The organism is Neptuniibacter sp. UBA6509, assembly GCA_002435145.1.
Lineage (GTDB): Bacteria > Pseudomonadota > Gammaproteobacteria > Pseudomonadales > Balneatricaceae > Neptuniibacter.
In genome coordinates, this window is record DJLT01000085.1 from 25177 (window position 1) to 37358 (window position 12182).

At 42.7% G+C, this 12182-nt stretch carries 12 protein-coding genes; 10 read left to right on the forward strand and 2 right to left on the reverse strand.

Going from position 1 to position 12182, the window contains the following annotated elements; all coding sequences use genetic code 11:
• Positions 1 to 10 precede the first annotated feature (10 nt).
• The 5 genes from B4K11_RS10440 to B4K11_RS10460 are packed head-to-tail and all read left to right on the forward strand — an operon-like array spanning position 11 to position 6480.
• Positions 11 to 1177 carry a hydroxymethylglutaryl-CoA synthase gene (locus B4K11_RS10440; RefSeq protein WP_292951660.1) on the forward strand — a complete coding sequence of 389 codons (1167 nt, stop codon included), beginning with the start codon at positions 11 to 13 and terminating at the stop codon, positions 1175 to 1177.
• On the forward strand, positions 1164 to 2171 hold the full coding sequence (locus B4K11_RS10445) for a mevalonate kinase family protein (RefSeq protein ID WP_292951663.1): 1008 nt from the start codon (positions 1164 to 1166) through the stop codon (positions 2169 to 2171). Before B4K11_RS10440 ends, B4K11_RS10445 begins: the two co-directional genes overlap by 14 nt.
• Positions 2164 to 3093, forward strand: coding sequence for a mevalonate kinase (gene mvk, locus B4K11_RS10450; RefSeq protein WP_292951666.1), 930 nt, complete (start codon positions 2164 to 2166; stop codon positions 3091 to 3093). The genes B4K11_RS10445 and mvk overlap by 8 nt, the downstream gene beginning before the upstream one ends.
• Positions 3080 to 4084: a diphosphomevalonate decarboxylase gene (gene mvaD, locus B4K11_RS10455; protein WP_292951669.1), complete on the forward strand. Its 1005-nt coding sequence runs from the start codon at positions 3080 to 3082 to the stop codon at positions 4082 to 4084. The genes mvk and mvaD overlap by 14 nt, the downstream gene beginning before the upstream one ends.
• 44 nt (positions 4085 to 4128) lie before the next feature.
• Positions 4129 to 6480, forward strand: a complete 2352-nt coding sequence (locus tag B4K11_RS10460) for a DNA polymerase II (protein ID WP_292951672.1) — start codon at positions 4129 to 4131, stop codon at positions 6478 to 6480.
• A 13-nt stretch (positions 6481 to 6493) separates the two neighbouring features.
• Here B4K11_RS10460 and B4K11_RS10465 read toward each other — a convergent pair whose 3' ends face one another.
• Positions 6494 to 6703 carry a hypothetical protein gene (locus B4K11_RS10465; RefSeq protein ID WP_292951675.1) on the reverse strand — a complete coding sequence of 70 codons (210 nt, stop codon included), beginning with the start codon at positions 6701 to 6703 and terminating at the stop codon, positions 6494 to 6496.
• A 291-nt stretch (positions 6704 to 6994) separates the two neighbouring features.
• Between B4K11_RS10465 and B4K11_RS10470 the strand changes: the two genes are divergently transcribed.
• The 5 genes from B4K11_RS10470 (at position 6995) to B4K11_RS10490 (ending at position 11643) form a co-directional block, all read left to right on the forward strand.
• Positions 6995 to 7489, forward strand: a complete 495-nt coding sequence (locus B4K11_RS10470) for an SRPBCC family protein (protein ID WP_292951678.1) — start codon at positions 6995 to 6997, stop codon at positions 7487 to 7489.
• 260 nt (positions 7490 to 7749) lie between these two features.
• Positions 7750 to 8451, forward strand: a complete 702-nt coding sequence (locus tag B4K11_RS10475; protein WP_292951681.1) for a FadR/GntR family transcriptional regulator — start codon at positions 7750 to 7752, stop codon at positions 8449 to 8451.
• A gap of 261 nt (positions 8452 to 8712) precedes the next feature.
• Positions 8713 to 9546 carry a (Fe-S)-binding protein gene (locus B4K11_RS10480; RefSeq protein ID WP_292951684.1) on the forward strand — a complete coding sequence of 278 codons (834 nt, stop codon included), beginning with the start codon at positions 8713 to 8715 and terminating at the stop codon, positions 9544 to 9546.
• Positions 9533 to 10960: a lactate utilization protein B gene (locus tag B4K11_RS10485; RefSeq protein ID WP_292959368.1), complete on the forward strand. Its 1428-nt coding sequence runs from the start codon at positions 9533 to 9535 to the stop codon at positions 10958 to 10960. The genes B4K11_RS10480 and B4K11_RS10485 overlap by 14 nt, the downstream gene beginning before the upstream one ends.
• Positions 10960 to 11643 carry a LutC/YkgG family protein gene (locus B4K11_RS10490; protein ID WP_292951693.1) on the forward strand — a complete coding sequence of 228 codons (684 nt, stop codon included), beginning with the start codon at positions 10960 to 10962 and terminating at the stop codon, positions 11641 to 11643. Before B4K11_RS10485 ends, B4K11_RS10490 begins: the two co-directional genes overlap by 1 nt.
• Before the next feature lie 80 nt (positions 11644 to 11723).
• On the opposite strand, the gene B4K11_RS10495 is transcribed toward B4K11_RS10490, so the two are convergent.
• Positions 11724 to 12182 (reverse strand): helix-turn-helix domain-containing protein (locus B4K11_RS10495; RefSeq protein ID WP_292959369.1); only part of this gene is annotated, 459 nt, incomplete at its 5' end.

Here is a 12182-nt window from a genome sequence, read left to right on the forward strand (position 1 = left end):
AGACCTCATAATGTCAGTTGGTATTGACGAAATTAGCTTCTATACATCTAATTATTTCTTGGATTTACGAACTCTTGCAGAAGTTCAGCAGATCGAATCGGAGAAATATTATCAGGGGATTGGCCAGGAAAAAATGTCCATGGCTGCACCTGATGAAGATGTAGTTACAATGGCTGCAAATGCTGCTCGCCCTCTTATTGAACGTGTTGGTACTGATTCAATTAGTACATTAATGTTCGCTACTGAAACCGGCGTAGATCAGTCCAAGGCGGCAGGTGTTTACGTGCATCGCTTGCTAGGGCTTACGAGCAACTGTCGCGTTGTTGAGCTTAAACAAGCTTGCTATAGCGCTACTGCTGCAATTCAAATGGCCTGTGCTTTGGTTGCTCGCCAGCCTGAAAAAAAGGTTTTGGTGGTCGCATCTGATATCGCTCGATATGATTTGGATACCTCCGGTGAAGCAACTCAAGGTTGCGGCGCGGTTGCAATGCTTATTACAGCAAACCCACGTTTGGTCGAAATCGACGCTGAAGTAGGTAATTATACTGAAGACGTTATGGATTTCTGGCGTCCGAATTACCGTTCTACAGCGATTGTTGATGGCAAGTACTCAACTAAAATTTATCTTAAGTCTTTGAAAAAAGCTTGGGAAAGCTTTTCTGAAGTGAGTGCTTTAGCTTTTGATGATTTTTCTCATTTTTGTTATCACTTGCCTTTCAGCCGGATGGCTGAAAAAGCGCATAAGCACTTGTCTAAGCTAAATAAGGCTGGATTGTCTTTAGAGCAAATTGAGAATCAGGTTGAAGATACTTTGCATTACAACCGTATCATAGGGAACAGCTATACGGCCTCTATGTATATTGGTTTAGTTTCTTTATTAGAGAATGGTAAGAAGGACCTAGCAGGAAACAAAGTTGGTTTCTTTAGCTATGGTTCTGGCTGTGTGGCTGAGTTTTTCTCTGGTACTGTCGTGCCGGGATATGAGAAATGCTTACATACCTTATCCCATCGTAATATGCTTGAAGCGCGTCAAGAAGTCAGTTACGACGAGTATCTTAACCTTTATCGCCACCCTGATCCCCGTGATGGAGAGCATCATGATATGCCAACCTCTACACAAGGGCGTTATCGTTTAGCTGCGATCAGTGGTCATAAACGAGAATATGTTATCTGCTAAAGCCCCTGGTAAATTGATACTGAGTGGTGAACATTCAGTTGTTTACGGGGCCCCTGCGATTGCTGTTGCTGTGACTAACACGGTTACAGCAACATTCACGCCTTCTGAATCTAAATTTATAAGTTTAAACTCTTCCGCTTTCGCTGATGACGATTCAAGTAGCCGTGTACTATTTGCAACACTGAATGATTTAGTCGAACGCTTAGATAATCGCTTTGAACAATTCCTTAAGGGAACGCTCCCCATTCAGTCTGTTTTAGACAGTCCGCAGGAGCTACTTCTTTATACCGCTTATCAGGCTGGGATTAAACAGTCGGGATCTATCTCTATCAGTAGTGATATCCCTACAGGCGCGGGTATGGGCTCGTCAGCCGCAGTCATAGCAGCTATCCTAAAAATGTTTGAATCTACTTCGAGTGAAGAAGTTGCAGAATCATTAAAACCTAATTTCTTCAGAAACGTTAAGTATTGCGAACGTCTACAGCATGGTCGAGGTAGCGCTATCGATGCTGCTGCGGTCACTTATGGTGGAATGATTAAAGTTCAAGGTGATAGTGTCTCTCCAGTGTCTGTTGAAATCGGGCAGGGATGGTACCGTTATGATACGGGTACGCCTTGTTGTTCAACGGGCGAAACAGTCGCCGTTGTAAGGAAAAAATTTTCAGAGTCGGATATATGGAAGCGCTTTTCTAGAACCACTGAGCAGTTTGAAGCGAGTGAAGGTAAGGTTGAAAGTTTGTTTTCAGCGATACAAGACAATCATCAATTGTTAAACGAGATTGGCGTAGTACCCACTGACGTGGCGCATCTGATAGAAAAAATTGAATGTTTGGGAGGCGCAGCGAAAATCTGTGGTGCAGGTGCTCATACTGGGCAAAGTGCAGGCCAAATTTTAGTTTTCTTGCCTGATCAAAATGTAGATGAGATAAGTGAAAAAATAGGTATATCACTTATCCCTTTGGAGCAGCAAAGCGACGGAGCTTATCGTGAGTAATATTCGAGCAAAAGTACCTGGTAGTATTATGCTAATGGGGGAGCATTCAGTGTTGTTTGGTGAAAAAGCTTTAGCTTGTGCTGTTGATAAGTATATCCACTTATCGTTGATCCCTTGTGATCAGCGTACTGTCACCATTAAATCGGCACTTGCAGATTACCACTCTGATTTAGATTCTCTGACTGCCCACCCCGATTTAAGTTTCGTACTGGCTGGAATTTCACAATTCGTAGACCGATTGCCTAGTGGTTTTGTGTTGCAGATAGAATCTGAATTTTCACATACGGTTGGCCTGGGTTCTTCAGCAGCAGTAACCGCCGGCACGGTGGCTGTTTTAGCGGCATATGCCGGCTTAGAATTAGATAATGATATGCTGTTTGATCAGTCGTTGCGTGTTGTTCATCAAGTTCAAGATGGACGTGGTTCTGGTACTGATTTGGTGGCGAGTATTTTTGGTTCAATCGTGTCTTATTCGGTAGCTCCACGATCTATTCATGCACTGTCTGGTTTGCCGGATATCTCTTTGTATTATGTAGGTTATAAAACGACTACGCCTGTTGTGTTGAAAAAGATTGAGCAACTAAGGCGCTCAAATAAAGCGGTTTACGATCAAATTTATGCTTTGATGGGGCAGGTAACAGCTGAGGCGGAATCAGCTGTTTTAGCACAAGATTGGACCAAATTAGGTGCTCTTATGAACAACTATCAAGGTCTTATGGATGCCTTAGGCGTGTCTGATTTAGCTATATCTGATCTGGTCTATCGTTTACGAGAAAGTGAGAATGTTTTAGGGGCTAAAATTTCGGGCTCTGGTTTAGGGGATTGTGTATTAGCATTGGGTGCGGATTCCAGTTTAGACCTTCCCTATGAACAGATACCTGTGGGCGTTTCAGAACAAGGGGTAAGTCTTGAGTATTTCTAAGCAGGAAGTTGTATCGCGTTATTTGCCTGAAGTATTGCAGCCAGGAACTCGCGCTGAGGCATTTGCCCCCAGTAATATTGCTTTGTGTAAATATTGGGGTAAACGTGATGTGGAATTAAACCTCCCAATTAACAGTTCCCTCTCTATTTCGTTAGGTGATTTAGGTAGTTTAACCTCTATTACTGAATCAGAGATAGGGGTTGATCAGGTTTACCTTAATGACGAAGCGCTGTCTGCTGATAGTCGTTTTGCAAAGAAGGTACTCGCCTTTTTAGAACTATTTCGGCGAGAACTAAGGCAACCTGTAATTGTGCGTACCACTAATAATATTCCCACAGCAGCGGGGTTGGCTTCTTCCGCTTCAGGCTTCGCGGCTTTAACTTTAGCGATTAATGATTTTTATGGGTTAGAGCTGAGCGATAATTGTTTATCTGCATTTGCTCGGATGGGGAGTGGCAGTGCTTCCAGATCTATTTACCAAGGGTTTGTTGAGTGGAATAAAGGCTCCAGTGTTGACGGTATGGACAGTTGTGCCCAACAGCTTGACTATAAATGGCCGGGTTTTCGTATTGGATTGTTAAAAGTAGCGATTGGTGAGAAAAAGGTCGATTCACGAGCAGGCATGCAGCGTACTGTTGAATCTGCAGCCCTTTACGGCGCTTGGCCTCAACAGGCTGAGAATGATCTAGTTACTATTAAGCGTGCCATTGTTGATAGAGATCTTCAGCTGTTAGGACAAACGGCTGAACATAATGCGCTCTCAATGCATGCAACCATGATTGCCTCTTGGCCGCCTTTGTTATATTGGCAGCCCGAATCTGTTGCTGCTATGCATCGAGTTTGGGAATTAAGAGAATCAGGTGTGTCGATCTACCTCACAATGGATGCAGGCCCTAATTTGAAGCTAATCTATCAGCAAGCAGACGAGTCACGCATTAGAGATGCTTTCCCTGAGCTACTTGATGTCGATATTGTGGCGCCTTTTGATTAAGGCGTCATAGTGATATTAACGCTATATGGCGATCTTTCCTGAATATGCCCAGTCAATTACCTTCCTACACTAGACAGGGCTTTATTTTAACCCGTCAGCAACAAGATTCATTGAACGGAATGCTACTTACCTACTGGGTGCGTAGCGATGAATTAGTTTTTCCAATCACAATAGAAAATCAAGAAACTGTATTTTTTGTATTAGATCAGCAGGTGCCTGATGTACAGCGAATTTTGGCCCGGTTTACTGGTTGGCGCCTCGCTAAAGTTGAGCTGACCGATCTAAATTACAACGGTGTGCATGGCTTATACTGCCAAAGCCTGAAGGTTATGAGGCAGGTGATTGATCTCCTGCGGCTGTCGAATATAACAATGATGGAAGAGGACATTAGGCACACGGATCGCTTCTTGATGGAGCGTTTTATTCAGGGTGGGGTTTCCGTACTTGAGAGTGCAGGGCAGCTCCGTCTTAAAGCCGCTGACGTGACACCCGTTTTTAGAATTCTTTCTATCGATCTTGAAACCACTATGCGCGCAGATAAAATTTTATCCGCGGCTTTTTATGCGGATGATTTTAGTCTGGTTTTAATGCAAGGCGAAGGAATTGATACGGATGAAATAAAGTATTTTGGTGATGAAAAATCGTTATTGACTACTTTTGTTGCAACGGTTGTTTCTTACGATCCAGATATATTTATCGGTTGGAATGTTGTTGGCTTTGATTTTAGGGTTTTAAAAAATCGTGCGGATGCGCTTCATATTCCGCTTCGTTTAGGTCGAGATGATAAAGCTATGCAGCTGCATGAATCGGGGCAGGGGAAACTCTTTGTTCGCATGGCTGGGCGTATGGTGCTTGATGGTATAGATACCTTAAAAGGGGCAACCTACCAGTTTGAAAGCTTCTCATTGGAAAATGTATCTCGTGAGATGCTCGATCGAGGCAAGCTGATTGATCATGTTGATGTTCGAGGCGATGAGATTCAACGCCTTTTCCGGGAAGATAAACCCGCACTTGCTCGATATAACCTTGAAGATTGTAAGTTAGTTTGGGATATTTTTGAAAAAGCGGATCTAATCAATTATCTGATTGAAAGAGCGCGCTTAACGGGCCTTCCTTTAGATAAAGTTGGTGGGTCAGCCGCAGCTTTTGATAACCAGTACTTACCCCACCTGCACCGTAAAGGCTATGTAGCTCCTGAATATGCGTCGGGTGTTTCCGGGCTTAGTGCACCAGGCGGTTACGTAATGGAATCTCGCCCTGGTCTTTATAAACAGGTACTGGTGCTCGATTTTAAAAGTCTATATCCGAGTATTATTAAAACCTTCAAAATTGATCCCTATGGTTTAGCGGAGGGGTTGAAAGAGGGGGCTGCGTTTGACGATCTGCTCCCAGGCTTTAACCATGCGATTTTTTCACGCAGCAAAACCATTCTGCCTGAATTGATCGAAACATTATGGAACGCTAGGGACCAAGCAAAGCGTTCAAAAAATGCGGCGCTGTCCCAGGCAATTAAAATTATTATGAACTCTTTTTATGGTGTTCTTGGCTCAAATGTCTGCCGGTTCTATGATCAGCGTTTGTCTAGCTCAATTACGCTTCGTGGGCATGAGATCTTAATAAAAACTCGTGACTGCATAGAAGAACATTTTGGTTTTAAGGTTATTTACGGGGATACAGATTCTGTCTTTGTATGGTTGGGTGATGAGTTCCCGGTTGCTCAAGCGAATGAAAAAGGCGAAGAATTAGCAGCGTTTCTTAATCAATGGTGGACTGAAAATTTAGAGCAACGTTTCCAGTTAGAAACTTCCCTAGAAATAGAATATGAAACCCATTATAGCCGTTTCTTGATGCCAACCATTCGAAATTCGGAGAAAGGCACTAAGAAGCGCTATGCCGGATTAAAACGTGGTCTTGATGGTACTGAAGTTATGGTATTTAAAGGGCTTGAAAATGTTCGTACGGATTGGACGCCTCTTGCTCGGGAACTTCAGGAGCAGATGTATGAACGTATTTTTAAGCAGCAAGAATGGAAAACGCTACTTAAAAGTACAGTAGAGCAATTGAAGACGGGTGAGTTAGATGACAAGCTGATTTATAGAAAGCGTATTCGTCAGCGTTTAGATCAATACGTTAAGAATAAGCCGCCACATGTACAAGCAGGTTTAAAGGCAGAGTGTTTTTATGAACAGCTTGGTCAGCCTAGTCCCTACCATTCAGGCAGTTATATTGAATACATGATGACAGTTAATGGGGCAGAAACCGTAGAGTTTTTGAGTTCTGCATTGGACTATCAGCATTATTTGGATAAGCAAGTTAGGCCTGTGGCTGAAGCTATCATGCAGTTTCTTGGAGAGAGTTTTGATGACTTGGTCGCTCCTCAGATTAAACTTTTCTGAGGGCAACCAAATGTTATGCGGTAACGTCCAATACAGAACCTAAAGGACTGAGAGGGTCGGTGCGTAGTTTGCCTGGTGCGGTTACTTCAAGTAACTGCATGACCTGTTCACCTTTTTTCTCAATTTCATCATTAGCCATTTCTGTTGACTTAATAGCGTGGCTTGTTTTTATGCTACTGTCATTTGCTAATGATGCACTCGCAGCAATTTCATTAACTTCCATAACAAAACCTTTATGTGATTACGACAACCCAGCTGTAATCCCTATTCAGAAACTCTTTGTTGTTTCTCAAACTGGTTCCTAAGCTATCGGCAGATCCTAAGTTTGCTTGAGCTGAACTTGTCACTATTTTTTGGGTCGTAAATATTGGTTTTTGTTATTTAGGCATAAATTCCTTCTATGGGATTGGGCCTGAAGGAGCATTTTAGCTTTCAGCGAAACGATGCAAGCTAGGGAACCTGTGCTTTCTTTATAGTTAGCGTCAAAATATTAAACATCAAATGAGTAGGGATAATGAAACAAATAATAAATATTAAAAAAGGGATGGCTGCAGCATGGATAGCGGCCTCGGTTCTATGTTCGGGTGCTGCAATGGCTGCAGGTAATATCAGTGTAGAAGAATCTGTCCAGCTAAATGCTAAGCCTGCTGCAGTCTGGGCTTTGGTGGGCGATTATAATGGTTTGTATCGCTGGCATCCTGCGGTTGCTAAAAGTGAACGCGATGATAAAACGCGTGTACTCACTCTCGGTAATGGCGCTCAGATTACAGAGATGTTGTTGAGTAAAAATGAGCAGATGCATAAATACACATACTCAATTACAAAGTCCCCTTTACCTGTCGCTGAATATGAATCTTCTATTAGTGTTCAGCCTGACGGGCAGGGAGGCTCTAAGGTTACTTGGTCGTCAACGTTTAATGCCTCGGGTGCTACGGATAGTGACGCTGAAGGGGCTATCCGCGGTGTTTATCAGGCTGGATTAGAGAATCTGAATAAGCTGTATAACTGAGCCTTGTCTAGTCGTAAGTGATTATTTTTGATAACGGATTATAAGCCACCTTCTAAGGTGGCTTTTTTTATAATGTGGTCCGTTGCTGTTCTGGAGATAGGTTAAGTATATTTAAGCGTTTTAGTCAGTGGTTTTTAGTTAGAACGATCGGAGAGTTGCAATTGGGCGGTAATTAAAAGGCCCTGTTGTTAAGTTAAGCGCCTATAATTGGTATGATTCTAAAACTGGTCTGACCGAATGGCGTGGAGTTCTTTTCAGTTATGTCTATAAAAGAAGGAAGTTTGAGCTGGGAATTGAGTCAGGCTTTGCAAAAGAAGATTCTTTTTGGCGATATCCCACCAGGTCATAAATTGGCATCACAGCGTCAACTTACAGCGGAGTACGGTGTCTCAAGAGGGACTGTGCGTGAAGCGATTCAAGATCTCGAGCTCAGAGGTTTCACTAAAAGCTTTCATGGTGCAGGAACGTTGTGTTGCAATCTGCTTGATCCGCATTTTGACATGCCCAATGAAGGTTTGGGTGATAGTCTTGATTTCCAGCTTCAAGTGATGGAGTTACGTGCAGCATTGGAAGGGGAGGCCGCTTATTTTGCGGCCCTACGAGCGACAGATGAACAATTACAACAGATAGAAAATGAATACAATTCAATGCAGGTTCGTTCTAGTGGAACGACAACGTTAATCAAGGCAAAGGCAGACCTTCGTTTTCATATGATGATTGCTGAGGCGAGTCATAACCTTCTGGTCATGTCTTTTAGCCAAATTTTTTATAACAGAAATTTTAATGCTATCTATGGGGTGCTTGATCGAACTTTCAAAAAGTTTGGGCGTTACCCAGACGGTATTAGTGCCCAGCATACGCAAATTTATCAGGCGCTGATGAATCGAGATGCTGATTCAGCACGGGATGCTGCTATAGAGCATATTAACTATACGCGGAGCCAGCTCGAGGATATTGGTTAGCTGTTCTGTTCTTTATCGACCTATTACTTTAACTTCCTTTAAAAAACTGCATTTTGGCCGCCGGTAGATTAATTTCAAATATTTTGGTTAGACCAGTTGGTATGTCTGGCTGTTGCTGTTTTTGAATAGGGGTTAGTGTGTCTTTAGAAGGCTTTAACTGATTATCTGTACTAGATTAAAAGCTGTAGTGAGATTTTTTACATTCTGGTCGACTAATCAAACAATAAGAATAACCCCATCTACATGGATAAGGGCGAGCAAATGTCTGAAAAAAATAGTAATGCTGATACTGAAAGCGTTCAATCTAATACTATCGAGTGTCTGAATATCTCTGAAAAGAGAGTAGGGTTCTTTGTAACTTGTTTAGTCAACACTATGCGCCCCAGTGTCGGCTTTGCTTCAATTACATTACTAGAACAAGCTGGATGTAATGTTGAAGTGCCTGAACTTCAGTCTTGTTGTGGGCAACCCGCTTTTAATTCCGGTGATGATGAAGGAACACGGCAGGTTGCTTATCAAACGATTGAGCAGTTTGAAAATTTTGATTATGTCGTTCTGCCCTCCGGTTCTTGCGCAGGAATGATTAAGAAGAACTTTGTGGAAGTTTTTAAAGATGACTCTGAGTGGCTGCAAAGAGCGCAAAATTTAGCTGACAAAACCTATGAGCTTCTATCGTTTTTAGTCGATGTTTGTAACTTTGAACCCGAGAATGTTGAATTTGAAGGTTCTTATACGTATCACGATAGTTGTTCGGGTTATCGTTCTTTAGGGGTTTATGAACAGCCAAGGAAGATGTTGTCAAAAGTTAAAGGGCTCGATCATAAACCGCTCAACGGTCATTCTGAGTGTTGCGGCTTTGGTGGCACATTTTGTGTTAAATATTCTGATATTTCGAATGAGATTGTCGCTGAGAAAACAGAAAATGTTTTAGCTACGGAGGCTGATTATCTACTTGGTGGTGATATGGGTTGCTTGATGAACATCGCAGGTAAACTCAATCGCGAAGGTCATACAGAGATAGAAGCATTGCATACAGCTGAAGTTTTAGCAGGCTTAGCTACTGAAATTGTAGGAGCTAAAAATGCACGCAAATAAACCTGAAAACTTTTATCAGAATGTAACTGAGGCGTTAGCTCAGCCTGATCTTAAGATGATTATTCGGCGTACGACAGACAAAGCCGAAACTAAACGAGCTGAAGCGATAGCTAACTTTCCAGAATTCGAAAAAGCGCGTCAACAAGGTCAAAAAGTAAAGGACCATACGATTAAGTATATGGATCACTACTTGGCCGAGTTTGAGAAGAATGCCGCAGCTCAAGGAACCATTGTACATTGGGCGAGTACCGGCGAAGAAGCCTCTAAGATCGTGCTGGATATTTGTCGTCAGCATGAAGCGAAAAAAGTCACGCGCAGTAAGTCGATGCTAGGCGAAGAGATCGGTTTATCACATGCTTTAGATAATTCAGGTATAGAGCGTGTTGAAACGGATCTGGCGGAACATATTATTCAGCTAGCAGGTGATCCTCCTTCTCATATCGTTTGGCCCGCAATGCATCGCAGTCGAGAGGATGTTATTAAGCTGTTTAGGGAGTTCCATAAAGACCCTACCTATTCAGAAGAAATTACTGATCTTGTCAGAAGTGCTCGTCGTGATCTGCGGACAAAATTTTTGACCTCGGATATAGGCATTAGTGGTTCAAACTTCTTACTGGCTGATAGCGGCTCATCTTGTACGGTAACGAACGAAGGTAATGCTGAGTTAACGATTACTCCACCTAAAGTTCATATAGTAACTGCTGGCATTGAAAAGCTTGTGCCTTCAATGGCTCACGCAGTGCCTTTATTACGTTTGCTAACGCGCTCGGCAACAGGCGGAGAGATTACTCAGTACATTACCTTCCATAATGGTCCTAAAAGACCTAATGACGCCGATGGCCCTGAAGAGTGTCATATTGTTTTGGTGGATAACGGTCGTACAAAAATGTTGGCCGACGGGATGGAAGAGATGTTGCGCTGCATCCGTTGTGGCGCGTGCATGAATCACTGTGTTGTCTATAAACACATTGGTGGTCATGCTTATGGTTCTGTTTATCCAGGCCCTATGGGATCAGTTTTAACACCGCATTTAGACAGCCTTAAAGTTGCAAATAAACAAACGCATGCCTGTACCTTAAATGGACGTTGTGAAGAGGTTTGCCCGGTAAATATACCCTTACCGAAATTACTACGTGCGCTTAGAGCTGAATCTTGGCAGAAAAAATATGAGCCACTTACTAACCGTTATGTTGTTAAGGCATATGCCCAGCTGGCTAAAAGACCACGGATGTTCCAGTTTGTTTCATCGTGTGGTGTCGTCTTCATGAAATTGTTTAGTCGCCAAGGGTGGATAAAGTCTATGCCCTTTACAGGTGGGTGGACACGTAATCGTGATTTGATAGAGCCAGAATCAAAAACGTTTATGCAGCAATATAAAGCCTCGAAAAAAGCTAAAAGCAGCGGTGGTCGGTAATGGATAATAAAAGAAATAATGAAAGTAGAGAGCGAATCTTTAATGCGATTAAAGCTGCAGCGCCAACCGTCAGTATGGATCTGGATATAATTCAGAAAGAAGCGCAGGATATCCTAGCTGAAAGTGAATTTGCACGCCCGAAGCTTCTGGCTGAGGATGCACCTGAGGCCTTAGTGAATCGTATTAATGCAGGTCTGGTTATCGGAACGAGCTGTGAAATTGTAGCTTCGCTGGAGGATTTGCCTCACTCGGTTAATCAGTTTTTAAATAAATACTCTTTACCTCCAGAGCTTAAAGTACAGAATGTTCCTAAATTACAAAGTCTGAACTGGGAAAGTCTTTCTATCGATGTGGATTTACAGAAAGACAATACCGTTGGCATGTGTTGGGCTGAGTATGGTGTGGCAGAAACCGGCTCGTTTGTCGTTCACTCAAGCCCGGAGATGCCCATACTGCTGAACTTTTTACCTTTGTATCTAATTGCAGTGATCCCTAAGTCAAAAATTCTCCACTATATGGATGACTATGCTTTGATTGCTAGTGAAATAGCAAATAGAGGTGAGACGCCTCGCAATATGTGTCTAATCTCAGGCGTAAGTGGTACGACAGATATTGAAGGTGTTCTGGTTCAGGGTGCGCATGGCCCCGAGATTTCTCATATCATTATTGTTGAAGATCAGTAAATGTCGATCGATCTCAATTAGGCATTAAGAAAAGGGAGCGGCGGGTTACAGGTTTGCTCCCTTATTTATTTTAAGTTTGTTTAGCGTGAATTAAGATATTTCTGCATCCATTTCTTGGGTGTCGTTCCAAAATGCTTTTTAAATACTTTGGCTAAAGAGGAGGCATTTTCATAACCCACTTCGTTAGCAACGAGGCCAACGGGTTTATTTTGTTGCAGTAAGCCTTTTGCCATCGCCATACGTAAGCTCGTCACATATTCTATGGGTGCTTGCCCAACAGTATCTTTAAACACGGAGGAAAATTTTGAGCGAGACATCGCGGCAGATTCTGCCATCTCTTCAAGATTCCATTCACGTTCCGGTTGCCTTTTAAGCGCCTCGATCAACTTGGCAAGTTGTGGGTGAGATTGAGCCGCTATAAGGCCTAGTTCGATCGTTCCTTGTTCAACAACTTTGCGCAAAGTTTGGACCATGAAAATGTCGCATAGACGATCGATCATGATCTGCCGTCCCTGTTTTTCCGCAAAACCTTCTCTAAA

What these genes read in the sequence shown, in the direction of transcription:
- B4K11_RS10470 (WP_292951678.1), top strand. Translation starts at nt 6,995, where the DNA reads ATGAAACAAATAATAAATATTAAAAAAGGGATGGCTGCAGCATGGATA.
- B4K11_RS10465 (WP_292951675.1), bottom strand. Translation starts at nt 6,703, where the DNA reads ATGGAAGTTAATGAAATTGCTGCGAGTGCATCATTAGCAAATGACAGT.
- B4K11_RS10445 (WP_292951663.1), top strand. Translation starts at nt 1,164, where the DNA reads ATGTTATCTGCTAAAGCCCCTGGTAAATTGATACTGAGTGGTGAACAT.
- B4K11_RS10480 (WP_292951684.1), top strand. Translation starts at nt 8,713, where the DNA reads ATGTCTGAAAAAAATAGTAATGCTGATACTGAAAGCGTTCAATCTAAT.
- B4K11_RS10490 (WP_292951693.1), top strand. Translation starts at nt 10,960, where the DNA reads ATGGATAATAAAAGAAATAATGAAAGTAGAGAGCGAATCTTTAATGCG.
- B4K11_RS10485 (WP_292959368.1), top strand. Translation starts at nt 9,533, where the DNA reads ATGCACGCAAATAAACCTGAAAACTTTTATCAGAATGTAACTGAGGCG.
- B4K11_RS10440 (WP_292951660.1), top strand. Translation starts at nt 11, where the DNA reads ATGTCAGTTGGTATTGACGAAATTAGCTTCTATACATCTAATTATTTC.
- B4K11_RS10460 (WP_292951672.1), top strand. Translation starts at nt 4,129, where the DNA reads ATGCCCAGTCAATTACCTTCCTACACTAGACAGGGCTTTATTTTAACC.
- B4K11_RS10475 (WP_292951681.1), top strand. Translation starts at nt 7,750, where the DNA reads ATGTCTATAAAAGAAGGAAGTTTGAGCTGGGAATTGAGTCAGGCTTTG.